This is a genomic window from Aquimarina rhabdastrellae (assembly GCA_947387485.1).
Lineage (GTDB): Bacteria > Bacteroidota > Bacteroidia > Flavobacteriales > Flavobacteriaceae > Aquimarina.
In genome coordinates this window covers 122,691-145,599 of sequence record CANDNT010000010.1, presented here as the reverse complement: position 1 = coordinate 145,599, position 22,909 = coordinate 122,691, and the positions used below count along the sequence as shown (strand labels likewise).

Genomic DNA, 22,909 nt, shown 5'->3' with positions numbered 1-22,909 from the left:
AAAAAAAACGAGATATGACACCTCCTATACACAGGCAAAGATAGCCATACCCCTCTACACGAGCATGACCAAGCGAGAGCCACAATATTTTTTGGATTTCATCCGCAAAAAATATTGCGTCTGTCTTGCTTTTTCCTTTCTACGGCTACAAAAAGCCCGTTATAGGAGCAACATCAATCTCGCTCCATTTTATAAAAATTAAGTTTCATTTTAAAAAGACCATTATGGCAACAGTAGTAAAAAACGGAAGTACAAAAAAAGCAACAACGGCAAACGCTCAATTGAAAGAAAAATTAGCGAAAGAAGCCGCAGGAACAACTCCAAAAGCAACTCCACAACTGTCAAAAGAAGTAGTAATAACGCTAGATGAAAGAATCACAAAGTTTAAGAAACTACAAGGGCTAAACAACCAAAGAGACCGCTTGGTGAGTACCTTAGAGAGCCTTGCGAATTTTAATCTCAACCAAGACTTTTCATCTACATTTTTGTTGAGAGATTCTGCGGGATTAGAGTTTAAGACCAACAATTCGAATCTGATACAACTTGTGGCGAATGGCTTACAGACAACATTAGAGCAACGCAAAAATGAGTTAGAAAAGCAGATTTTAGAATTTGAGTTCTAAACCAATTTAACTCAAAAATGAATCCTTTATGGGAAACCGTAAGGGATTTTTTTTTATTTTTCGTATGAGTAAATTATGGTTAAACCATTGTATTATTATGGTTGAAAAATAATCATGTTTTTGTGAGCAATACGCGACATGAAATTTTTATTTGGGTGATGCATCAAAACCTGACGTTTTGAGAGAAAAATTGGGTGCGATCGCACCCGAAAAACACTGTGTTTTTTGAGAAAAATGGCACAAAAGTACCGCGAAAATAATTGGTATACACTATAGTTTTTTTACGATTATCAGGTTAGTTTTGACTTATAAATCAATAGGTTAAATAAAGCCCTTATTTAACATCATAATGAAAACAAAACTATAAAATTCACCCTATGAAATACACTACGTTTTTTGTCTCGATTCTTTTCTTATTTTTAAGCGCTACACTTTTTACAAGTTGTGAAAAAGAATCATTAGAACAAGAATCAAGCTTACATGAACTCACAGAATCAAACGCAAAAGATCCAAATGGCGGATCAATCAAAGCCATTGATAAAGACGAAGTACAATTACCAGACGAAAGGGATTAATAAAGTTACATCTATCATATTAATTGTAGGTGCTGTAATAGCTATTACAGCACCTTTTTTGCATATTTTTTTCGTCAAGGATTCAATAGATAAATTCTTTGGTTTTAGGAATATCAGAGTCTTTTTATATATTATCGGTCAACCTATTGTTATTTTTGTACTCTCATTATTTTTATCATTTATATCTAACTTTATAGAAAATAAAGATTTAAAAAAGATTATACGATTTAGCTCGTATATGTTTACAGCTGTAGCTTTTTATTTTTTAATTTGGATTTTTTGGAATAAACAAGATTTACACGCTTATATATATTATACAGCAGTTATTATTCTTTCTATTATTGGAAGTTATATTGTTTCTAAAGGACTCAAAAAAATAAGCGATCATCTTTTGCGTATTAACAGAATAGAAAAGCAGATACCAGAATTAGACAATAACATTAAACAGGTAAACGAAATTGCCAAAATCATGCCGTCTGATAATGTAGATATTATTACTTACAAGGCTATGATTGACGTTACTGGAGATCAATTAAACGGCTCTTTATCGAATATTAAAAAAGAGTTGGGGAATGAGTAAGAAGAAAGAAATGATACAAAATCAGAGAGAAAAACTTCTTGCTAAACTAGAAAAAGAATATAGAGAATCTGAAACACTACAATGGTTTATAGAAATAGAATTAAAGAGGATTTTAATGGAATCATCGGATTACGAGGATATCAAGAAACTAGCTCAAATTTCTAAAAAAGGATTTAACGATAAATTATAAACATTCAGGGAGATCAATTAATGATCTCCTTTTTTTCGCTGTTTTAAATACGTTCGAAACATTTCGAAAAATGTTTCATCCTGTATAAGTTCCAATAATTTTTGAGAGAGAAACGTATTCATTTCTTTCCCTACAAAAAGACTAAACGCTGTACGTATATCCTCATCATGCGTTAAGAGATCGATAATAGTATTTTTAAGCTCAGTATCTTTCGGTTGAACCTCAGTATTCTGTGTTGCCTTATCCTCCTTTAAGATTGAACTTTTATACATTTCTCCTTTACCAAGAATCAGCCATTCCAAACTTACCTCGTTATAATATTCAATGAATTTTAGAATATTGTCTTCAGTTATACCACTTTTCTTGTCTAATACGCCTCTTGTAATGCCTGTATTTTCGTAAAACCTGTACTTACTGATCCCTTTTTCTTCAATAAAGTACAGAATTCTTTCTTTTATAGACGACATTTTTTGCTTATTAATTTGTTTATGCAATTTATTTCGTTAGTTTTGTGTTTAAATAAACAACTTTTTTCGTTTTCAATAGATATATATCCATAAAAAAATCAATATACGGATATATAGAGGGAAAACAAAAGTGCTATAAGATAAAGACGAATGGCTATGAGAAAAAAAGCAAAAAGAAGCTTTGTAGAAGAATGGCTTATAAAGAATAAAGATGTTATCAAGGTAAAACCTTTAGAACGCAAGTTAGGGTTTCATGTGGGAGTAATCCAAAAGTTTTTAGGAGAACAAAGAACTATATCAGATGATCGCATAAATACTCTGTATGAATTTATTACAAAAAATATGTGTGATGTAGTAGAAATGAAAAAAGAATGAAATATCATGATGATTATGTCCTTAGATGCATATAAAGAGAAGCTATTAGCCTATCTCAATACAGATGTAAAAGAGTTTTTGATAGACCTAAAGCAAGCAGATCAATATACGATAGAGTTGAATACAACAATAGAGTGTCTGTATAATGATAACATTCCTATTGAGGAAGCGATTTTGATCGTATTAGAAAAGACGAATAGTATACTGATACACCTTTTGGCTAAAAAAATAGAAAAGAATACCAATTAAGTTGTTTTGTGTGATTAGTAATAATGATTGCCCCTTTTTAAGTATGCGTAAACGCAACTTATTTGATTGTGAAGAAGCTCCTAGAAGTTTCCCCCATACTCTAGGAGTATTTCTTCTTATAAAAGACTCAACAGAGAAGTAAGCGGAAATCTAGTTCAGTTTTTTTATGATTGGTAATTGAGTTTTTAGTGAAAAGCGGTTCTGAAAAGAGCTGCTTTTAAAAATGACCCCTCAATCAAAAGGCAGTTTTACTCATTCAAACACGGTGTAAACTAAAAATAACTAGTAAAAAGAGGGCTATAGTTGTAGATTTGAAATTCTTATAAATGTTAAAGTTTTAGAAAAACAAAATACAAGTATTAGATATTCAATACGATAAAATATTGATAGAGATATATACGGTTTTACCGTATTTAAATATCCATTGATATATTCTAGTTTTGTATCAAGTCATCAATCATCTATTAATTTAATTCTACTATCCAAGAATTTTAATCTCTTTTCTTTTTAGAAACATCGGGGTACTGAACTAAGATGTATTGATTTAAACAGTATACAAAATATATAGAGTAACTATAAAAAGTTTAATTGCAATTAGAAAAGGGAAAGCCGAAAACCTTTAAGAGTAGGCATTATTTTAAAATTTTAAATAATGAAATTAGAAAGTTTAAAAAAAGACAAGTTTGAAAAATTCAAGAAGAATGAAATCACTAACGCTATGAATATTATCGGAGGAGATCCTGTTGGTACAACTATTGCAGGATGGTCTGATGTACGTGATTATGATACTTATAATGGTAATAAAGATGGAGCAGGAACACGATGGGATTTTTGGAGATCTAAGGAATCTATTACTAATTCTGAAGAATAAAGTCTAAATAATAGTGTTTTATAAATATAAGAGTGGAAAATTTTTCCACTCTTATTCTCTAAAAAAAAATAATGAAAGTATATAGTATAATAATTTTCTTTTATCTGTTTATAACTTTTTCTTTTGCGCAAGAACAGAATTACACTCATTATCATAAAGAAATTAATAAAGCTGAAGAATTATTTTTTGTTCAACAAAAAACAGATAGTGCATTATATTACTATGATAAGGTATTTAAGACATATGACTTTATTTTTCTCAAAGATTTAATTAATGCGGCTCAAATAGCTGTATATACAAAGAAACCTTATAAAAAATATATAGAAAAAGGATTTGAACAAGGATTAAAAATAAGCCATCTACAAAACTACCCATTATTTAATGATTATTATAAAAAAAATAAGGATAGCAAAACTCTTCAAAAGGTTTATAAGGAAGCGAGAAAAAATTATCTAAAGAAAATTGATTTTGAGTATCTAGATTTAATCTATAAACTAGCTATAAAAGATCAATTAAATAAACATAAGTCAAAAAACCAATCAAAATATAGAGATCAAGTTTATAATATTACAGAGAGAATAAAAGACTCAGTAATAAAGAGAGGGTTTCCAGGAGATAGAGTTATTGGTATATCAGATAGTACTATTTTTAAAGAAATAGGAAAACCTCATTTGGATCTATATGATCAGAGAAAAAAATACAAGAAGCTATCGTATATGGTTTCTGGTGAAAAATATTTAAATGCTAAACATCCGATAGTTATATTTATTCATAATCCTTGCTCATATTTTCTGTATAAAGATATGTTTATAGAAGAAATAAAGAAAGGAAATATGCACCCTAGAGAAGTTGCTATATTACATGATAATATTTATGGATATTATGGCAATATCCCATCGTGTAAAGGGATGAAAAAAAATGCTGCATATTTTGTACATCCTTTTATAAGTTACTCAAAGAAAATGGATAAAGTTGTTGCAGAAAAAATGAGAGAAGAGCTCTTTATCGTACCTATGATTGTAGATGCTAAAAAGAAATTGTATGAAAAAGAACATGGATTCAAATTGTTTTCGGGCTTTTGGGGTTGTAGATAGTAATAGATTATGAATAAACAAATTATAATTCAGTCAGAGAGTAATGATTTGAGTACAGATGATGTGATGTCGTGGATCTATCACAAAAACTCTCATATAAAAGTTGATACAATATTTGATGATTATGAAATAGATGATGTTTCTCTTGAAATGTCTAATGAAAATGGAATATCAGGGGTAATCAATGATATAAATATAAATAAGAAAAGTAATTATTGGTATCGCAGAGGGCAATTAAAAGCTTATCCCAAAAATATAAGATCAGGGACTCATTTTCAAAAACTAATGCATAATGAAACCATTCTTCCAATAGAAGAATTTATTAATAGTGGTATATATCATCGTCGAGTAAATACGTTTAAAGACAATTTTGCTAGTAAATTGGATATGCTCAAATACGCTATTGCATTGGATATAAATATACCTCCTGTTTTGATTACAGGAGATTCAACGAAACTCATGGGTTTTGTATCAAAGTATGAAAAGGTGATTACAAAACCAATAAAAAACCCTTTTATAAACTATAATACAAAAGAATATAAGATACGTTTTTTGACTCATACAAAGCTTATTACTGTGGATGACATTCCTCAAGAATCATTCTGTTTTATGCCTTCTTTTTTTCAAAAATATATAGAAAAGAAAGTAGAAATACGTTCTTTTTATATTGATGGGGTTTTTAAAAGTATGGCTATTTTTAGCCAACAAAATGAGAAAACAAGAATTGATTATAGAAATTATGATCGACGTAGACCTAATCGCTGTATCCCTTATCAGTTACCAAAAGAATTAGAAAATAAGTTACATCAATTAATGCTAAAACTTGATATTAATTGTGGATCATTCGATGTTATATGCACTCCAGAAAACGAATACTATTTTTTAGAAGTAAATCCTATAGGGCAATTTCAATGGGTAAGTAGAAATTGTAACTATTATTTAGAACGTTTATTAGCTGAGAAAATATTAAAAAATGGAGAAAGAGAAGATTAAAAAAGAAGTGTTAGAATATATAAAAAATAACCCTAAAGAATATCCTTTTATAGCAAGGTTTTGGGATGTTAAGATAGAAGAACATAAACCATCTAAAGAAGAAATTATAGCAGTTAAATTCGGACATTTTAATACTCATGCTCCTTATTCTATCCCTTTTTATAAACCAATATCAAAAATAGTAGATTTATCAAAATTAATATGAAGAAGAAACTATTAAAACTATTTACCAATTGTCACATAGTTGAGGGATATAATCGTGCTGTAATTTGTGATCTACAAAGACTAACATATTTATTAATACCAAAGAGTCTGGTGTCTTTATTTGATGAAAATCAAATGATAGATGTAGAAGCTATAAAAAAAGAATTAGATATAGATAGTAAACAGATTTTTGAGGAGTATTTACAATTACTTTATGATAATGATTTGGTGTTTTTATGTAATAAAGATGAGTTAAAGCGTTATCCATCAATGGATTTGGAATTTGATTATCATGCTGCTATTTCTAATTTCATAATTGATTTTAATAAAGAATCTGAACATTCCTTTAAACATATACTTGATGATTTTCTGATACCTACTAATTGTAGAAATATACAGGTTCGTTGTTTTGATGTTTTTGATTATGAGTTCATAGAAAGTATATTAGATCAGGTTGAGAATAGCTTTGTTAAAACGATAGATATAATCATTAAAGATTCTCAAAGGGTATCTAACCAAACGATATGTAGCTTAGTGAGAAAGAGTAAAAAAGTAAGAACACTTACTATTCATTCGGCTAAAGAAAATGCTATTTTACAAAAAGAAGATGAAAATGGTTTTGGTGTTGTTGTGAGTATACAACAAGAGATTACATCATCTGCTCATTGTGGAATAATACAACCTCATTTCTTTAATGTTAGCATAGAAAATTTTACAGAATCACAAAAGCATAATTCTTGTTTGAATCGAAAAATGTCGATTGATGCAAACGGGAATATAAAGAATTGCCCATCTATGCGAGAGATTTTTGGTAATATTAATAAGACATCACTAAGTGAAGTATTAGGACATAAAGATTTAAAAAAATATTGGAATATATCCAAAGATCAAATATCCGTTTGTAAAGATTGTGAATTTAGATATATCTGTACAGATTGTAGAGCGTATAAGGAAGAACCTGAAAATGATTATTCAAAACCTTTGAAATGTGGGTATGATCCTTATACTAATGAGTGGACGGATTGGAGTCAAAGCCCATTAAAGCAGAAAGCTATGAAGTATTTTGAAATGAAATAAAAGACTATCATAAAGAAATAGGAGTTAAAATGTAACTAGATGTCTAAGGTAAATGAAAAAATAAAAGATATTCTAAACAATTATGTTAGCGAATATTCAAGTACTATAGCACAATTATCCCTTGAGAGTTTATTTGAAGCCAGTATACATTTTCTTAAAAGTGCATACAATATGGACTATCATTCAATTACGAAAAATGAAGATGTAGAAAAAGTAATAATTCTAAAAAACGAAACTTTAAAGAATAAAAAAGCAATTGAGTTATTTACTAAAGCTAAAAACATAAGTATCAATGAAGACGAAATTATTGAAGCTTTAGTAAATGATTTAAAAGAGAGTTATAGAGAAGTTAAAAGCCAGATTAAAGATAAGCAGCAGTATAAAAATCAAATTATCTTTCTCGAACATGACTATGAGCCATATTCATTACTGTGTGGTTACGGAGAAGGTGATTATCCTATATTAAATAAACCAACATATTTCGATTATAATTATCAAGAAGAAATTTATGCTGGAATAGGAAGTATAAATTATAATGAGATTTGGAAGAATGCTATTGTATTAAATGAGTATTTAGAAGAAATAGGAGTTTTAGATACTATTGAATTTACAGAGTTGTATTATCAAATTAAAGATATGCATGTATATAAAACATATCAATTATTACATGAAGCTTTTAGTCGTATAGATTTAGAATCATTGTTCGAAGGAATAGATATTAAAACACCATTAAGTATCTATGCAAATGAGCATGATTGCGAACCAGTAATTATATATAGATATGAATAATAAATAATACTCAGTAAAAAGTATTATATATAATTTATGAAAGTTAAATAAAGTCTCTAAATTTAGAGACTTTATTCGTCAAACCAAGTAGCTTGACCTTCATATTCGTTTTTTAAAATAAGCCATTTATCATTGTGTTTTTGCAATGTATATCGTTGTTCGTTGACAACTTTATATTCGGCATATTTGGTACTATCAAGAGCATGTAGCCATTGTAAATTCCAACTTTCAAGGGTAATTACTTCGGCATAACTTTTAGATATTCTATCAAAAATAATAGCTTGTTTATTTAGCATTCTATAGGAACTTTCAGTATCTAATATATTCCCTTTAGCCTTATTCTTAGAAATGATACGAACGATTTCTTTTTTGTTTTGACTATCTGGAATATAGAACTTATTAAGTTTTATTGTATCAGAGATATTAGGCACAGCAGCATAAAGCGAAAATTCTAAAGCATTTGCACGATCGATAAGTGCAATGATTTTTTCTTTTTCCATACGAAGTTCTGATTCAGAAAGCTCGTTTTGTTGGCTATAAATCCAGAATGAAGATATGAGAAGCAATAATAGACTACCAAAAGCTACATAAATACTTTTTCTTGCAAAAGAATTATCCTTATTTAATGCATTAGAAGTTTGATTTTTTAGAGTAAAAGAATCTTCCTCTGTAAGAGTCTCTGATATTGGTGAAAGCGATTTTATTTCCTTTTTCTCTTCTTTAATAAGAGGTTTATTTTCTTTCGTTTGAGAATGGAATAGCAGATCTCTTCCTAAATAATCTTTAATAACTTCAAGTTTTTTCTTTTGAGGAGAAATACCAAAACCATTTTGTTTAAAGTAAATGTGAAGTGTATTCCAAGTGATCAATATTTCATTGTGATTTAGGGTCTGAGAAATATCTTTAGAGAGTACTTTACAAAATTTTGTTTGATGCTTTATGTTCTCAATAGAGCCAAAATCTTGGTATTTTTCATTCCAATCGTTTTTTAATCGATTAATTAATGCTTTCCATAAATCTTCGTTAGAAATGTGTGACATAAGTGTTGATGGTGTTTAGATAGATTTGTAAACCTTCTTATAAATTTATAAATGAAATTACTGATTTACAAACCTTTGATATGTCATTTTTTGTTTAGAGCTTTAAAAAACTAATCAAAAAAATCAAAGCCTATGAAGCAAGTGTTTATTCGTTATTTATTATTGTGTTTTAGTTGTATAATCTCATTTTTCATTAGAGCAAACGAGAAAGTAAATACAAAAGAATTAATTCCAGAAATAGAAACCGTTACCCCTAGTACGGCTATATTAGGGCAAGAAATAACTTTTACCATAACAGGAAAAAACTTAACCAATCAAATGGTATATTATATACCAGATTTTGGTTCAGGAACTGTTGAATATAGCGCGAGTACGATAGTCAAAACATTTAAAGTAACCTCAGTATATAATACAGGAGTAAAATATGGAGAGATTAAAGATCAGAGTGGGGGATCTATTCTATATAACTTTAGTGTAAATGTTTCTTTTCCAACACCAGATAATTTTACAGGAGTAGCAATGAGTTCTTCTCAAGTAGAATTAAACTGGGATATAGTTAATGATGCCTTTGATTATGAAGTATATCTATCTACTAGTGGTAATGGACAATATGAATTAATTAAAACTACGAGAAATAATAGAATGATAGACGATAGATTATCGTCTAATACGAATTATTATTACAAAATTAAAGCTTGCCAAGCCTCAAATGACAATTCATGTTCTGAATTAACAAATTATATAGAGGTAAAGACTTTTGGAGAAAGCGGATTACCCATTATTTACCAAGTATATCCAACATTATTACAAAGACCTGATAAAACTGTTTTAGGAACAGAAGAAAAGTTTTTTATTAAAGGAGAAAATTTAAGGAATGACTTAGTTTATTTTATAGAGAATTTTGGGAATGGTAGTGTAGAGAATTCAGTAGATAATACAGAAAAGGTATTTTATGCTACCTCTTCATTTAGTACAGGACTTAAAAATGGTGAAATAAAAGATCGAAATGGAGGAACGATTTTATATAAATTCAAAGTAGAAGTTGTATATCCTGCTCCATTTGGGATTGCTACAGAGGTTATCAATTCATCCGAGATACAATTAGAGGTCGCTGCTATCGATGGGTTTGATCATATAGAAATATATAGATCGTTAGAAGAAAACGATAATTATCAATTAATATATCATGGAGAAAGCTTAGAGTATAGAGATAGAGGATTAATAGAAAATACTACATATTATTATAAGGCAAAGATTTGCCAATCAAGTAATGAAGAATCATGTAGTGATTTTTCGTTAGTATACAATGCAACTACACAAGAAAATAACTCTGATTGCATTTTTTCAAATATAGAACCAACAGATTGGTATTATGATGCAGTACAAGATTTATGTAATCGAGGATTAATAGATGATGATGGTGAAGCAGATCCTGAGATAACTATTAATAGGGCAGAATTAGCAAAACTTACATATTTAAGTATCGAATTAGGGAATAACCCGATAGCCAATAGTTATCCAAGTCCGTTTGTAGATTTGCAAGATGAGTCAGTTTGGTATCATTCATTTGCTAAAAATTTAGCGTATTTAGAGTTCAACGATGGCGTATCGCCTTTTGATAAGAATTTTAATTTTTATCCATCAAAAGCTATCAGCAGAGCACATGTATTAAAAGTGTTATTAGAAGCTTGGAATATAGACGAAACACAAAATTCAGGCAATAATCCTTATACAGATGTACCATCAAATCACGAAGCTTATAACTACATACTTAAAGCGAGAGATTTAGGTATTATAGATAATGGAACTAGTTTTAGACCTAATGAGAATACAATTCGAGCAGAAGTATTTGTAATGCTTCATAGGCTTTTAACAGTATATCCACAGCCTATACCTATTATTACCGATGCAGATTTTTATAGATCAGGGAATTATACTCCTCAAAATCTGAATAATTTTTCAGGTATGCATAGTGGTAATTTTAATCACTATACCAAGACTAGTTTTGGAATTGCGAGTGTAGGTATTCCATTAATATTTAGCCATACCTATAATAGTTATCTAGTAGATATGCCTTCAGAATTAACACCAATACAGCCCTTAGGTAAAATGTGGAGTCATTCATTTAATAGCTATATTCAAGAATTCGAAGCAGATGCAGCTTTCCCAGAATATTATAGAGTAGGAATAACACTCCCTAATGGAGGATTTCAGATCTATAAAAAACAAGGTGTAAATTATGTACCAGAAACCGAAGGAATTTATGACGAATTAGAAAAAGTAAGCTCCACACAATACACCCTAACAACCAAATCTCAAATAGTCTACACATTTTTAAAGTACTCTAATACGGCGGATGCTCCATATGTACTTACGCAAATTAGAGATAGAAATAACAATACACTTACTATTACATATGAGTCAGCACAAACATCAAACTTCGGGCGTATAAAAGAAGTAATAGGAACAGCAGGAAGGAAACTTAGATTTTTATATCATACAGGTACAGACTTATTAGCAAGAGTAACAGACCCATCAGGAAGAGATATCAACTTTGTGTATGACAACGAAGGCTATTTAAGAACGTATACAAATCCTAAAAATCTCAATACACATTATCATTATGGTACAGGAGAAGAAAAAGAGTTTTTAAAAAGGATAACCTTACCTAAAGGAAACGTAATAAATAATACATATGAGAATAAAAAGCTAAGAAGTACAAAGACAAACGGAAATACACCTACACAATACACTTATGATAGTGGTTATAAAACGACGATTACAGATCCTACAGGAAAAACAGCACGTATAACGTATAATGATTTAGGGAATCCAATAAAAATAGAGCAAGCTACAAGTACTACACTATTAACATACAATAGTATAACCCATAAAAATTATCCTACTCAGATAAATTATAATGAGCAAGGGAGTATTGTAGTGTATGATGATAGAGGAAATATAACAAGAAGTACGCTTCCTATGGGAATTGTGCAGCAATATGAATATAATGAAAAGAACGATTTAGAACGTTATACAGATGCCAAAGGAAACGTATACAGCTATCAGTATAATACGAATGGAAATCTAACAAAAGTAATAACACCAAGAGGTGAAACTACTTTTGCTGTGAATGCACAGGGCTTAGTTACGCGAGTTACCAACCCAGAAAATATAGCAGTTGGATTTGTATACGATAACTATGGAAATGTTATACAAACCAATGCGCCAGAAGGAATCACCTCAAGAGCTACCTATGATTTACTAAGTCGTTTAACCTCCAATACGAATCCTAATGGAAGAACCATTACATACCAGTATGATGCCAATGATAATCTATTGCGAGAAGTATTCAATGGTCAAGCAACTAATTATGAATTTGATCATAATGATAATCTTATCAAGATTATCAATGCCAAACAGAAAGCAACTACATTAGCTTATGATACAGATGATGATACTTTAAGTTCTGTAAACTTTGGCGAAGCAACAGATAGATATACATACTATGATGACGGAAGTATCAAAACATACACCAACCCAAAAGGAGTTGTATTTACATATACATATGATGACCAAAATCTATTAAAAACTGTTACAGGAGGAGGAACATTCATAGAATACAATTACGATAATCTCAATAGAGTAGATGCAGTTACTAATGAAAACGGAACAATTGCTTTTACGTATGACGAATTAAACCGTATTATTCAAACAAGAGATTATTATGGAAACACAATACAATATACCTATGATAAAAATAGTAATGTAACCCGTATTAGGTATCCCGATGGAAAGCAAGTTATTTATGAATATTGTGATGATAATCTTTTAAGATCAGTAGTTGATTGGAATAATAAGACAACATCATATAACTATAGAGATGATGGATTATTAGAAAGAGTATTATATCCTAATGGAACTCATTGTAAGTATCTATACGATGGAGCAGGTCGTATGGTAGCTAAAACATGGAAGAAATCAGATAATACCATTATTAATGCTTATAGTTTCCATTTAGATGATTTAGGGAATCATATCCAAGAAATCAAAACAGAACCCTTTACGGTAAATCCTATACAAGAAGAGCTGATAAGCTATACCTATAACGATACAAATCGTTTATTAACAGCTAATAGCACAATGTTTGCTTATGATCGTAATGGAAACACCACTACCAAAGGCGGCACCCAGTATAGCTACGATGTATATGATAGATTAGTAGGAGTATCTAAAGCAGGATATAGTGCTGAATATAAATATGATGCTTTTGGTAACCGTAGAGAAAAGACAGTAAATGGAACTGTTCAGCATTTTGTATTAGATATTTTAGGATTAAGTAGAGTACTAGTCGAAACTGATCAAAACGGAAACTATCAAAACTATTATGTCTATGGTTTAGGGTTGATTTCTCGTACAGACACGAACAATACTACACATTATTATCATGACGATTTTAGAGGAAGCGTAATAGCAATGACAGATGCTAGTGAAGAACTTACTCATAAATACGCCTATGATGATTTTGGAAAAGTTCTCCAAATAGAAGAAGCAAATTTTAACCCTTATAGATATGTAGGAGTATACGGAATCCAATATGAGGAAGAAGACCTTTACTTTATGAGAGCAAGGTATTATAATCCTAATGTTGGACGTTTTTTAACAGAAGACCCTATCTGGGCTACAAATCTCTATCCGTATGCAGGAAATAATCCTGTGATGAATATTGATTCTTCAGGGAAAATGTATGAACCTATTTTATATTATAATAAACAAGTATTATTAATAGGTTCATATAGCTTTATACATAATAAATTAAATTCTGATTTCAGTAAAGATATGTTTGATAATTATTGGTTTTCAAGAGGAGATGTTAATTTAACTGAAGAAGAATTTATTGATATAGTGAGAACATCTAAGATTACTGATTCACAGAAGCCTATAAGAAGAATACAATCAGATGGAAATATTATTATTACCAGAGTTCATGATTTTTATAATACTAAATATGATTTAGCTTTTGGTAATGCTACTATTGTATACAATGAAGATAATAAACCAATCGGATTTTATGATGAATATGATTTTAATTGGAATTGCTTGTTTTGTTCAGACAATGATAGATCTATTGGATCAGAACTTAAAACTAGAGGGGTTAGTATAATTGGAGATATCAAAGGAGCTTCTTCGTTTAAAATAAAATATGGTATACAATTTAAATAAATGAAAAAAAAACTAAGTATTGTTATCGTTTTATTTTTTTTGATAATTAGTGGATTTGTGTTTTTTTACAAAGATCATTTACCACCTATGACGGTGTTAAAACGAATGAGAATAACAACAGGATTAGATATATCACAACCATCAAAAATTATAGTATATGAAGAACGGTATTCATTTACAGGTGATGGATTTGTTTTAGTACGAGTGAAGTTTGATAAAGAAGCATTTAATAGAATATTACAAGACTTACCAAAAAAGAAATATATAAAGATAAAACCGAATAATATAACTTCAAGAGGTGATTTATTATTTAATGATTTTGAAGTAGGAATCGAAAAAAAAGATTTTAATACTATGATTGATGGTTATTATTATTTGAAATTTGATGATTATGATGACTATAATTTGATAGTAATAGATATAACGAATCAAGAAGTATTAATACAAATGTTAATTTCATAATAAAATTTTTTAATGAGAAGAGAGTATCAAGATTGTTAGACGACTCTATAGTTATTAAATAGTGAATAAATAATGTTGTCTAAAATAAAAACAGTTAAATAATAGATTCATTATAAATTAGGTAGTAAATCAAAAATAAAATGAACACCATTATAAAAATAATATTTGTATTGATGACAATACAAAGTTTTTCGCAAACAATAGTTCACTCAAAAAGGTACGATAACTTTAACCGTTTGATAGAAGCATCAGATGGAACAAATACAGTTACGTATACCTATGATGAATTAGGAAATAGAACGCAGCAACAAATAACAGTAGAAACTCTTAGTACAGATGAAGTAGCCTTTGCAGGATTAGAACTGTATCCCAATCCAACAGCAAAGATGTTAAGTGTTAAGGCTAAAGAAATCATTACAGTATCAAAGTTGTATGATCCTCAAGGGAAATTAATACGAAGTAATACAAACGATCAAAAAGAAATACAGATGGACATATCTCATTTAAGTAATGGAGTCTATCATTTAGTAATATTCTCAAACGATAAAAAACATACGTTTACGGTTATCAAAAAGTAGAATAAATAATAAGAGATAAAAATAATTGTAAAACGTGTCTTTCTCTCTAGATAAATAAGCAGTACAAAAAGGATATAGAGAAAGAGCAAGTAAGGCTTTCTCCGGAGATTCCTCCAAAAGCCCATACTTGCGGGGTTGCACCCTCGACCCGCGAAAAAAGGAATAAAAACAAAAATCTCCGTATAAATTTTATACGGAGATTTTAATAAAGAATTAAAAACAATATTAATCTTTTCTAAAAAGCTCAGGTAATATTTGAGCTCCAATTAAAACATTACCACTTCTTAGATTTTCTTCAGATCCAAAAGTATTAAAAGTCAATGCGAATTTTAAATTTCTAGATATCGTTACTCCAGCAGTTAATTCTCCAAAGCTAAAAGCTTTTTCATCAACAATGTTGAGTCGATTATAAAATTCGTTACTTCCAAAATACCATCCAAGATTAGCATAAAAGAAAAAATTAAATTTGTCATCATCAGTAGAAACACTTGCATAAAAGTTTGAATTTAAACTTCCATTACCCGTAGTTGTATCTACATCATTACTGAATTCAGAAATTTCTAAAGCGAACCTTGCATTACTATTTAAGTAAAATAAAAACCTATTGTCTTTATAAAAGAAAAGAGGTAATTCAACGTTGAGAAAAGTATTACCACCACCAGCAATGAGTCTTTGGAAAGCAGCATTTTGATCACTGTCATTATCCTGAGTACCATCATTATCATTTGAAGTATCATCAGTCTCAGAATTAGAATTAGTGATAATAGTACCAAACCCGATTCGCAAAGGACCTAAATAAGCAGAAGTGATTTCTGATTTTACAATAGCACCATCATTATTAATTAATAGAGAAGCATCATTAGCAAAATATAATGCATCATCATCATCTTTAGAATATAAGCTATTAAATGTATTTTCTCTTCCTCTGGTACTAATTGTAGGTAGCCAAGATCTTGATGGAGCTATTCTTGCAATTTTATTTTTTATTAATCTGAAAACTTTGATAGAATCTTTGATTTTAGTGATGTTTGATTTGAATAAAGATAAACTATCAACTTTTTGGTTTAATAATGTTTCTAGGTTTTTATTCTTTTTAAGAAAAGCTTTTTGTTGTTCAATTTCCTTCTTAAGATTCTTTTTAGTTAGTTTAATTTGTTTGGAGAAATAGTCATAATAAGAAGCATCAATTAGATCAGATGGAATAAGTTTTTTTTCATCAGAGGAGGAAGAGATTTTTTTTAAAATAAAATCATCAATAAAGGTTTTACTGGTATCATCCAGTGTATTTTCAGAAGTGATTTTAGAACTGCGCTCTCTGATATTAGGAATTTGAGAGAATGTCTTAGTTACAAAAATGAATAAACAAAAAAACGTAAAAATAAATCTCATAATATAAATGATTTTAGTTTATGAATAATGATATCTAGGGTAATACGTTAAGTATCTTAAATTTAGAAACAAAAAGGAAGATACATGTAAATGAGACTGTTAAGCTTTCTTTAAAATTGAATAATAAGAAAACGCTACTCAGTAGAAAGTAGCGTTTTCGATGAAAAGAACTATTTTAAGCCTCAGGATTCTTAAGCAATTGAAAGAGTTTTTTAAGAATAGTGAGTAAGAAAAAATAACCCTCTTCCAAAGTGAATATGCACCACTTAAAAGCAATCTTAAGTGCTTTACCTAAAGTTTTAGCACTACATTTAAAAGAAGTAAAAACAAAACGTTTTAGTGACGGAAATACACTTTGAAACAGTTTTTTACGGAGCGTAGGAAAAAACAAACTAAGAGCCCAAAGCCAGAAAAATAACACCCCTAAAAAGACGATACCATTAATAAGAACACTCAAAAGCGTTCTAACAAAATACATAAACATAAGCGATAAGAATTAAGAAGTTATAGTAGCACGAGACTTTAAAAAACGATTCAAATACCAAGGTTTTACAGATAACAACACAGGATTTAAATTCCCATGTAAAAGCAATGCCTTTCGGCTAGGTAGCGTACGGATATCTTGACTACTAAGCAAAGGCCTACCTAAAAGCCGTCCCTGTACCTCAAGAGTTTGATGTCCGATTCGTTGTTCAATAGCCATAGCGGTTTCAGTATCGATACCAGGAAGCACAATAGTAGTTACTGTATTACCAGCAATTACCTTAGATTTAGCCTTACCATAGACCACCTCCAATTGTGATAAACTCTGGAGAATAAGAACTAAACTGACAGCTCTTTTTCTAAGGGTAACCAAAATATCCGTAAAGCTATTAGGATCTAAACGATAGGCAGAAAATTCATCCAGAAGAAAACTCAGAGGCAAGTATTTCATCCCTGCTTCCTTCGGTTTCATAGCATGCTGTAATAGCATTTTATTTAAAATGGAAAGCGGAAATCGAAGCTTACTCATACGACTTTCATTCACTACGATGAATAGGGCAGTAGGCTGTTCACGCAATAAAGGCAGTTCTAAAGAATCCTCAGAAAGCAGTGTACGTAAAGAAGGACTATTGATTTTTGATAAAACCGTACGTGCCGTACTCAAAACAGAGCTACGAACTTTTTCTTCGGTTTTCATAAAAGCAATGTATTCCTCAAGTTGGTCATCCAAAAGATAAGAACCCATAAAATCGTGGATTTCATTCCCACCGATCATACACTTATTAATAAGCTTACTAAGTCCAAACAAGGTTTTTTCGATAACAGCCTGTTTTGGATGCAATAAAGCAAGAGCACACAGCACCAAAATATGTTTAGAAGAATCCTTCCAAAATGCATCCCCATGACTACCTTCCATTTGAATTTCCACTAAATCATCAATCAATTCTTGTAAGGCATTTTCGCCCTCCAAATAATTGAACGGATTAAAATGTAAACTTTGAGAAACATCCTCAAAATTAACGGTAAGCACTCTAAAGCCAACCTTTTCAAGATAGGCTTTAGAATGATTAATAAGCTCCATACTAGGATCAATACAAACAAAACTATGATCTGCTTTTTTGCGTAAAATACCAGTAAGCAATAGTTGAGATTTTCCGCTACCAGTATTACCAAGAACCATAATATGACGATGTCCTAAATGCGGTAGTAGATGATGTATACCATCCACACAAAAAGCCCCATGCTTAGATTGACGAGTGAGTAATTTACGACGTTGTCTACGAGAAAGAAAAGCAGCCTTACCATATAACGTAGATTTTTTACCAAAGAAAAAAGAATATAAACCCATGATATAAAAAATTAAAGAGAAAAAGAATCGGTCAAATCATGACCGCTAGATAGATTCTGATGTAGTTCCTGATGAATTCGCTGGATACGTTCTAGAGCAGCATACCGATCAGGAATAGCCCGTTTAAAACGAAACTTCTTTTGTTGCTTAAAAATGATCCCATTGATCTTATTATATGCACTGTATAATTCAGCATCTGGATGCTGTTCAATCAATTGATAAAAATCATCCATCGATTGCGCTTGATTCGCAAGCTCTTCCAGTAGTGAAATAGCCTCGTTTTTCAAACTCGGTTGAGCCGTTTTTTCAAAAGGTTGTAACTCCCGAGTACGTTCCTTGGTATAAGCAAACGAATGTTCCAATTGAGGATGCATTTCACGTTGATATACCTCCAAATCTTTACGGATCTGCATAAATTGAGAAAGAGAAGTAGAAATACTTTTGTCCAATCCCAACACATTATTGCTACACATTAAATGTACATGTAAATGCTCTTTATCGTAATGTGCCCTACCATAAAATAAAGCCTCAGGAGCACGAAGCTTAATAAAATGCTGACATAATGAAAATAATACCTGAGGAGTAATGGCCTCACTATCTTTTGGGCTAAAAGAAAGCACTATATGCCTAGCACGAGTGCGTACCCGAGAACGAAGACTATCATTCTGGATAAAACGCGCTAAAACAGCATTTCGATTTGTAGCACTCCCCAGATTATGAAATAAAGTAAAACTATCCTCAAAAGTTAAGTCAGCATCACGATTCAAATAATCATACAAAATCCCAAAAGAACCATTATACCCTAATTCCTTGACAATCATGATTCTGTGGTATTAGTAGTCTCTAAATAATCCAAAAAGCTTCTAATATGCGCTAGATAACGAGGATTACGACGGTATTCAGCCTCCAAAAAAGATTCAATACTATGCGGTTCACATTTAGAAAGTATAAGATTCTCTAAGCTAAACAGATAATTTTGTAACTCCGTAAGCTGTTGCTGTTGAAGTGTATCCTTCAAGACCGTATGAACCATCATATTGACCCCATCTGCGATAGGATTTAATGCTAAAATTAGCTCACGTAACGTCTCCTCTTTGGTTAATAAATACCGTTTATTGCGATAAGCAGCGATCAATTTTTTTAAGTATTTAGCCAGGGATAAATTCAATTGATCCGCGTCTGCTTTAAGCTCAGCATAATTTTCGAGAGAAAAGGACAATTCCACCCGTTTACTTTTCAGTATACGTTCCGCATTTTTTCGTTGTTTGTATTCCCGTAAAAAACGAGCATGTAATAAAGCCTTTTCAGCATCACTCGCAGCAAGTGCATTATGAGAACGTAAATAAGATTCAAAAGTCATTAGCATAAATGAAGTAGATCATCAGTAACATCATTTGAAGAATCTTCAAAATTGAAGACAAAAAGAACCATACCAAGGAAGCCAAAGCTCCCTTAGTAGTGGGTAACCATCAAAAAAAACAGAAAAAATTAACGAGAACGATCTTGTAGCTTTCGAGTTTGCCGTTTAGCATTATATTCCCTCTTCAAAGCATCAAGTTCTTCAATAAATGCTTTGCGTTGGTACTCTTGAACAGGAGGGATGCGTTCCTTTTGTGCTTGAGCTACACCCTTTAAAAAAGATTCCACCCGAACAGTTTTGTTCTTTTTTAATTCCTGTGTAAACAATTTAAAAATAGGATGCTCACGATCAGTTATATTCCATAAAGAAGACATTTGATAACCTAAATTAAAACTGTTCATAACGATATGATCTAATACATCCATAAGGCTCAAAAATCGTTAACAATACCTTCATTAATATAGTTTTCTACACTCTTACGTGAATACAAAATCAACTTCTTAGAAGGCTGTGAATACACAATCTTATTCTCAGTACGCAGTTTCCAAATTTGACTTTTACTACGAATGTTAAGGAGTTGTTTGAGTTCCTCCTCAGAAATCCATTCAGGTTTAGGTTGTAGCTGTTTCAACTTAGAAACATAAGAAACCACTTCCTCAAGCATTTTAAAAAAAGCTTCCTCTTCAAAAACAATTACTTTGCTCATAGTTTGATATAATTAGGGGTTGTACTTAATTGTAATTCAGAAAAAATAGTATCCCAATACGGCTTGATAAAACGATAGACAGGATGTTTGGTTTGCTTAGAAATAGGTAATAAAACCGTAACCGAAACATTAGGAGCAAAAGCTTTAGGAAAATCATAAAGCTGTCTTAATTGAAGTAAATCTTTTTTAGCTAGCGCAACAGCATCAGCATCCCGAGTAAGTTTCGTATGTTTAAAATCTCTTAGCGAAGAAGATTCCAACATATCAGAAATAAAGAAGATCTGAGTATACTGTTTACTATGAAGCAAACGAGGTAGAGCCTCTAGAATCTGAGTTTGAGAAGCATCAGCTTTACCCAATTTTATCGCGTTCATTACCTCGGTGATGTAACGATATCTATAGCTCATGACAGCATTGTGATGTCTACGTTGATCTATAGCAGATACTAAGGCTTTAGTAGGACTAGGAGGAGCAAAAACAAAAGCATCTTCATTATGAATTGCAGCCGTATTATCATGAATATAATGCACTCTAACAGAAAAAGCATCGTTATCCGTATGAGTCATTAAAGTTTTCTTTAAAAGGACATCTAATGCCTTTTCATCTAGTTCAATAGAAACGCTCTTGTCCACATTAAAAGATAGATCTTGAGCTGTAAGCAGTTGGGAAAAAGCCACTATGCAAAAGCATAGGAAGCATTTAAAAAAAGTTTTCATAATGATATTATTTAAAAGTTTATAAGCGGTAATCCATATCCTTAGGATTCGTATTCAATAAAGATTCAACAATATGTTTTTTGGCAATGAGATACTCCAATTGATGACGTAGCGGATAAGCTTTGAGGTAATGCTCTTTATGAAGTTCAAAACCAGTAATCAAAGCGTTTAATTCAGCCGTATCATTTTCAATGGCATTTTGAAGTTGTATTACTTTTTTACCTAATATTACATAAGCACTAAGCAAAGCAGAGGTAGACAAAAAGCAAATACCCAAAAACAGAAAGACAATTTGGTAGAGTACCTTGACATAAAGCGGTATGGATTGATCAAAGGCTTCAATAGCATTATCTAGTTTTATTTGTTGCTGTTGCAATTCCACGTTATCAGGTTCAAAAAACAACTGTTGTTGTAGGATATTCTTTTCCTCTAATAATTGTTCCATACGTATCAAATCACGATGCTCAAGATTGGTATAAGCCGTTAAGACACCAAAGACCATAACGATGAGATAGATCAAAATAATTAAAGACTTCAAACGCTTAGAAATCTTTGCAGTACTTCGCAAATATCGAAGTAAAACCTTCATTGCTTTTTTGCATAGAAGCGTTACAAAAGCAAGAACCGCAAGAGCAATCAAAAACGATTCGAGTTTAGAAAGATTCATAACAAATCTAGCGGCGTTATACCATACGACACCTTCAGCAAACTTGGCAACCCAAGCACACATCTTGGCCATTTTCAGTTCAGCTTTAGAAGTCCAATACAATAAATTGTATGCTTTAGGAGAATCTAAAGGAGGAATTTTGACCTTAGGAAGTTTCAGTAAAGAACTATGCTTAAGTTTTTCGCGAACAGAAGCACTTTGAAACAAGGCCTCTTTATCAAGATCACGATTCAAACGCTGATAATATTCAATATCCTTGAAGCTACTTTTCTCTTTCCAAGAACCGTAGGCAGAAATTGAAATCCCATCGTGAAGTTGCGAAGTCGAAATAGCATCCTCAATAAAGCTTACACGAGCTCGTTCTTTTGAGTATAACTCATCCGCCTTAGTTAACTCAGAATGACGTACCAAACGCAGTAAATCATTCAGCTCATTTTGATGTTTAAAAATACGATGATGTAACTCTTTAAAACGAAGTATATCCGAATGCATAGTAGCTTTAAGGTTTGCTAAACCCGTGTCAAACGAAGCTTTAACATTCTCAAGAATAAGTAAACCAAACCCTTTCTGATTTAAAGGCGCTTGAGCAGTAAGTTTAAGAAAGCTATTAGAAAGCGCGATGATCAGAAGAACAATACTGTTCCATTCGCTCGATAATAATGCTTGGATTTTAGGTCGTTTACTAAAAATCTTGGACGTAGATTGTCCAGTAGTTCTAATTTTTTTAGTCATAATAAAATGTTTGAAAAAGATTAAAAAATGAAAAACATAACCCTTGGCGCCAAAGAGTTAAGGAAACAATTCAATAAAAAGCTACCGTAATTATTACAGTAACTAAAGGCTAAGTCTT

At 30.8% G+C, this 22,909-nt stretch carries 25 protein-coding genes; 15 read left to right on the top strand and 10 right to left on the bottom strand.

Translation table 11 applies throughout. The features are described from left to right. Nucleotides 1–224 precede the first annotated feature (224 nt). From ACYEKI_RS15020 to ACYEKI_RS15005, 4 genes are all read left to right on the top strand, one after another. Complete coding sequence (locus tag ACYEKI_RS15020; protein WP_459212016.1) at nucleotides 225–623, top strand: hypothetical protein; 399 nt, start codon at nucleotides 225–227, stop codon at nucleotides 621–623. A gap of 377 nt (nucleotides 624–1,000) precedes the next feature. Continuing rightward, nucleotides 1,001–1,198, top strand: coding sequence for a hypothetical protein (locus ACYEKI_RS15015; protein ID WP_459212015.1), 198 nt, complete (start codon nucleotides 1,001–1,003; stop codon nucleotides 1,196–1,198). Continuing rightward, nucleotides 1,137–1,778: a hypothetical protein gene (locus tag ACYEKI_RS15010; protein ID WP_459212014.1), complete on the top strand. Its 642-nt coding sequence runs from the start codon at nucleotides 1,137–1,139 to the stop codon at nucleotides 1,776–1,778. Before ACYEKI_RS15015 ends, ACYEKI_RS15010 begins: the two co-directional genes overlap by 62 nt. After that, entirely contained in the window at nucleotides 1,771–1,968 is a 198-nt protein-coding gene (locus tag ACYEKI_RS15005) for a hypothetical protein (RefSeq protein WP_459212013.1), read from the top strand. The genes ACYEKI_RS15010 and ACYEKI_RS15005 overlap by 8 nt, the downstream gene beginning before the upstream one ends. A gap of 17 nt (nucleotides 1,969–1,985) precedes the next feature. Here the strand turns inward: ACYEKI_RS15005 and ACYEKI_RS15000 are convergent, their stop codons facing one another. Beyond that, the gene (locus ACYEKI_RS15000; RefSeq protein WP_459212012.1) at nucleotides 1,986–2,435 is read right to left on the bottom strand and encodes a hypothetical protein; all 450 of its coding nucleotides are present in this window, start codon (nucleotides 2,433–2,435) and stop codon (nucleotides 1,986–1,988) included. A 156-nt stretch (nucleotides 2,436–2,591) separates the two neighbouring features. Here ACYEKI_RS15000 and ACYEKI_RS14995 point away from each other — a divergent pair, with 156 nt between their 5' ends. From ACYEKI_RS14995 to ACYEKI_RS14960, 8 genes are all read left to right on the top strand, one after another. Further along, the gene (locus ACYEKI_RS14995; RefSeq protein ID WP_459212011.1) at nucleotides 2,592–2,810 is read left to right on the top strand and encodes a hypothetical protein; all 219 of its coding nucleotides are present in this window, start codon (nucleotides 2,592–2,594) and stop codon (nucleotides 2,808–2,810) included. Nucleotides 2,811–2,816: 6 nt separating this feature from the next. Beyond that, on the top strand, nucleotides 2,817–3,059 hold the full coding sequence (locus ACYEKI_RS14990; RefSeq protein WP_459212010.1) for a hypothetical protein: 243 nt from the start codon (nucleotides 2,817–2,819) through the stop codon (nucleotides 3,057–3,059). Between the two features lie 652 nt (nucleotides 3,060–3,711). Next, a complete protein-coding gene (locus tag ACYEKI_RS14985; protein WP_459212009.1) occupies nucleotides 3,712–3,930 on the top strand; it encodes a hypothetical protein in 219 nt (72 codons plus the stop codon). A 71-nt stretch (nucleotides 3,931–4,001) separates the two neighbouring features. Then, on the top strand, nucleotides 4,002–5,024 hold the full coding sequence (locus ACYEKI_RS14980; RefSeq protein WP_459212008.1) for a hypothetical protein: 1,023 nt from the start codon (nucleotides 4,002–4,004) through the stop codon (nucleotides 5,022–5,024). A 9-nt stretch (nucleotides 5,025–5,033) separates the two neighbouring features. Beyond that, nucleotides 5,034–6,017 (top strand): ATP-grasp domain-containing protein, encoded by a 984-nt coding sequence (locus ACYEKI_RS14975; RefSeq protein ID WP_459212007.1) that lies wholly within the window; start codon nucleotides 5,034–5,036, stop codon nucleotides 6,015–6,017. Beyond that, nucleotides 5,998–6,222 carry a hypothetical protein gene (locus tag ACYEKI_RS14970; protein WP_459212006.1) on the top strand — a complete coding sequence of 75 codons (225 nt, stop codon included), beginning with the start codon at nucleotides 5,998–6,000 and terminating at the stop codon, nucleotides 6,220–6,222. The genes ACYEKI_RS14975 and ACYEKI_RS14970 overlap by 20 nt, the downstream gene beginning before the upstream one ends. Further along, nucleotides 6,219–7,298 (top strand): grasp-with-spasm system SPASM domain peptide maturase, encoded by a 1,080-nt coding sequence (gene gwsS, locus ACYEKI_RS14965; protein ID WP_459212005.1) that lies wholly within the window; start codon nucleotides 6,219–6,221, stop codon nucleotides 7,296–7,298. The genes ACYEKI_RS14970 and gwsS overlap by 4 nt, the downstream gene beginning before the upstream one ends. Nucleotides 7,299–7,337: 39 nt before the next feature. Continuing rightward, nucleotides 7,338–8,087, top strand: a complete 750-nt coding sequence (locus tag ACYEKI_RS14960) for a hypothetical protein (protein ID WP_459212004.1) — start codon at nucleotides 7,338–7,340, stop codon at nucleotides 8,085–8,087. A 71-nt stretch (nucleotides 8,088–8,158) separates the two neighbouring features. Here the strand turns inward: ACYEKI_RS14960 and ACYEKI_RS14955 are convergent, their stop codons facing one another. Further along, nucleotides 8,159–9,127 carry a hypothetical protein gene (locus tag ACYEKI_RS14955; RefSeq protein WP_459212003.1) on the bottom strand — a complete coding sequence of 323 codons (969 nt, stop codon included), beginning with the start codon at nucleotides 9,125–9,127 and terminating at the stop codon, nucleotides 8,159–8,161. A gap of 132 nt (nucleotides 9,128–9,259) precedes the next feature. Between ACYEKI_RS14955 and ACYEKI_RS14950 the strand changes: the two genes are divergently transcribed. The 3 genes from ACYEKI_RS14950 (at nucleotide 9,260) to ACYEKI_RS14940 (ending at nucleotide 15,390) form a co-directional block, all read left to right on the top strand. Then, nucleotides 9,260–14,350: an RHS repeat-associated core domain-containing protein gene (locus ACYEKI_RS14950; RefSeq protein WP_459212002.1), complete on the top strand. Its 5,091-nt coding sequence runs from the start codon at nucleotides 9,260–9,262 to the stop codon at nucleotides 14,348–14,350. Next, nucleotides 14,351–14,812 carry a hypothetical protein gene (locus tag ACYEKI_RS14945; RefSeq protein ID WP_459212001.1) on the top strand — a complete coding sequence of 154 codons (462 nt, stop codon included), beginning with the start codon at nucleotides 14,351–14,353 and terminating at the stop codon, nucleotides 14,810–14,812. Nucleotides 14,813–14,952: 140 nt separating this feature from the next. Then, a complete protein-coding gene (locus ACYEKI_RS14940) occupies nucleotides 14,953–15,390 on the top strand; it encodes a T9SS type A sorting domain-containing protein (protein WP_459212000.1) in 438 nt (145 codons plus the stop codon). Between the two features lie 225 nt (nucleotides 15,391–15,615). Here the strand turns inward: ACYEKI_RS14940 and ACYEKI_RS14935 are convergent, their stop codons facing one another. From ACYEKI_RS14935 to ACYEKI_RS14900, 8 genes are all read right to left on the bottom strand, one after another. Next, nucleotides 15,616–16,779: a hypothetical protein gene (locus ACYEKI_RS14935; protein WP_459211999.1), complete on the bottom strand. Its 1,164-nt coding sequence runs from the start codon at nucleotides 16,777–16,779 to the stop codon at nucleotides 15,616–15,618. A gap of 496 nt (nucleotides 16,780–17,275) precedes the next feature. Then, entirely contained in the window at nucleotides 17,276–18,610 is a 1,335-nt protein-coding gene (locus tag ACYEKI_RS14930) for a type IV secretory system conjugative DNA transfer family protein (RefSeq protein ID WP_459211998.1), read from the bottom strand. A gap of 11 nt (nucleotides 18,611–18,621) precedes the next feature. Beyond that, complete coding sequence (locus ACYEKI_RS14925) at nucleotides 18,622–19,431, bottom strand: relaxase/mobilization nuclease domain-containing protein (protein ID WP_459211997.1); 810 nt, start codon at nucleotides 19,429–19,431, stop codon at nucleotides 18,622–18,624. Continuing rightward, entirely contained in the window at nucleotides 19,428–19,970 is a 543-nt protein-coding gene (locus tag ACYEKI_RS14920; protein WP_459211996.1) for a hypothetical protein, read from the bottom strand. The genes ACYEKI_RS14925 and ACYEKI_RS14920 overlap by 4 nt, the downstream gene beginning before the upstream one ends. Before the next feature lie 128 nt (nucleotides 19,971–20,098). Further along, nucleotides 20,099–20,395: a hypothetical protein gene (locus ACYEKI_RS14915; protein WP_459211995.1), complete on the bottom strand. Its 297-nt coding sequence runs from the start codon at nucleotides 20,393–20,395 to the stop codon at nucleotides 20,099–20,101. Between the two features lie 5 nt (nucleotides 20,396–20,400). Continuing rightward, nucleotides 20,401–20,676, bottom strand: a complete 276-nt coding sequence (locus ACYEKI_RS14910) for a hypothetical protein (protein WP_459211994.1) — start codon at nucleotides 20,674–20,676, stop codon at nucleotides 20,401–20,403. After that, on the bottom strand, nucleotides 20,673–21,353 hold the full coding sequence (locus ACYEKI_RS14905; RefSeq protein WP_459211993.1) for a hypothetical protein: 681 nt from the start codon (nucleotides 21,351–21,353) through the stop codon (nucleotides 20,673–20,675). The genes ACYEKI_RS14910 and ACYEKI_RS14905 overlap by 4 nt, the downstream gene beginning before the upstream one ends. A 58-nt stretch (nucleotides 21,354–21,411) precedes the next feature. Continuing rightward, nucleotides 21,412–22,791 (bottom strand): hypothetical protein, encoded by a 1,380-nt coding sequence (locus ACYEKI_RS14900; protein WP_459211992.1) that lies wholly within the window; start codon nucleotides 22,789–22,791, stop codon nucleotides 21,412–21,414. Between the last annotated feature and the right edge of the window lie 118 nt (nucleotides 22,792–22,909).

Excerpts from the sequence above, each read along its gene's own strand:
- ACYEKI_RS15020 (WP_459212016.1), top strand. The coding sequence starts at position 225 with ATGGCAACAGTAGTAAAAAACGGAAGTACAAAAAAAGCAACAACGGCA.
- ACYEKI_RS15010 (WP_459212014.1), top strand. The coding sequence starts at position 1,137 with ATGGCGGATCAATCAAAGCCATTGATAAAGACGAAGTACAATTACCAG.
- ACYEKI_RS14960 (WP_459212004.1), top strand. The coding sequence starts at position 7,338 with ATGTCTAAGGTAAATGAAAAAATAAAAGATATTCTAAACAATTATGTT.
- ACYEKI_RS14950 (WP_459212002.1), top strand. The coding sequence starts at position 9,260 with ATGAAGCAAGTGTTTATTCGTTATTTATTATTGTGTTTTAGTTGTATA.
- gwsS (WP_459212005.1), top strand. The coding sequence starts at position 6,219 with ATGAAGAAGAAACTATTAAAACTATTTACCAATTGTCACATAGTTGAG.
- ACYEKI_RS14915 (WP_459211995.1), bottom strand. The coding sequence starts at position 20,395 with ATGGATGTATTAGATCATATCGTTATGAACAGTTTTAATTTAGGTTAT.
- ACYEKI_RS14940 (WP_459212000.1), top strand. The coding sequence starts at position 14,953 with ATGAACACCATTATAAAAATAATATTTGTATTGATGACAATACAAAGT.
- ACYEKI_RS15000 (WP_459212012.1), bottom strand. The coding sequence starts at position 2,435 with ATGTCGTCTATAAAAGAAAGAATTCTGTACTTTATTGAAGAAAAAGGG.
- ACYEKI_RS14935 (WP_459211999.1), bottom strand. The coding sequence starts at position 16,779 with ATGAGATTTATTTTTACGTTTTTTTGTTTATTCATTTTTGTAACTAAG.
- ACYEKI_RS14945 (WP_459212001.1), top strand. The coding sequence starts at position 14,351 with ATGAAAAAAAAACTAAGTATTGTTATCGTTTTATTTTTTTTGATAATT.
- ACYEKI_RS14970 (WP_459212006.1), top strand. The coding sequence starts at position 5,998 with ATGGAGAAAGAGAAGATTAAAAAAGAAGTGTTAGAATATATAAAAAAT.
- ACYEKI_RS15015 (WP_459212015.1), top strand. The coding sequence starts at position 1,001 with ATGAAATACACTACGTTTTTTGTCTCGATTCTTTTCTTATTTTTAAGC.
- ACYEKI_RS14995 (WP_459212011.1), top strand. The coding sequence starts at position 2,592 with ATGAGAAAAAAAGCAAAAAGAAGCTTTGTAGAAGAATGGCTTATAAAG.
- ACYEKI_RS14930 (WP_459211998.1), bottom strand. The coding sequence starts at position 18,610 with ATGGGTTTATATTCTTTTTTCTTTGGTAAAAAATCTACGTTATATGGT.
- ACYEKI_RS14985 (WP_459212009.1), top strand. The coding sequence starts at position 3,712 with ATGAAATTAGAAAGTTTAAAAAAAGACAAGTTTGAAAAATTCAAGAAG.
- ACYEKI_RS14955 (WP_459212003.1), bottom strand. The coding sequence starts at position 9,127 with ATGTCACACATTTCTAACGAAGATTTATGGAAAGCATTAATTAATCGA.
- ACYEKI_RS14900 (WP_459211992.1), bottom strand. The coding sequence starts at position 22,791 with ATGACTAAAAAAATTAGAACTACTGGACAATCTACGTCCAAGATTTTT.
- ACYEKI_RS14920 (WP_459211996.1), bottom strand. The coding sequence starts at position 19,970 with ATGACTTTTGAATCTTATTTACGTTCTCATAATGCACTTGCTGCGAGT.
- ACYEKI_RS14980 (WP_459212008.1), top strand. The coding sequence starts at position 4,002 with ATGAAAGTATATAGTATAATAATTTTCTTTTATCTGTTTATAACTTTT.
- ACYEKI_RS14990 (WP_459212010.1), top strand. The coding sequence starts at position 2,817 with ATGATGATTATGTCCTTAGATGCATATAAAGAGAAGCTATTAGCCTAT.
- ACYEKI_RS14925 (WP_459211997.1), bottom strand. The coding sequence starts at position 19,431 with ATGATTGTCAAGGAATTAGGGTATAATGGTTCTTTTGGGATTTTGTAT.
- ACYEKI_RS15005 (WP_459212013.1), top strand. The coding sequence starts at position 1,771 with ATGAGTAAGAAGAAAGAAATGATACAAAATCAGAGAGAAAAACTTCTT.
- ACYEKI_RS14910 (WP_459211994.1), bottom strand. The coding sequence starts at position 20,676 with ATGAGCAAAGTAATTGTTTTTGAAGAGGAAGCTTTTTTTAAAATGCTT.
- ACYEKI_RS14975 (WP_459212007.1), top strand. The coding sequence starts at position 5,034 with ATGAATAAACAAATTATAATTCAGTCAGAGAGTAATGATTTGAGTACA.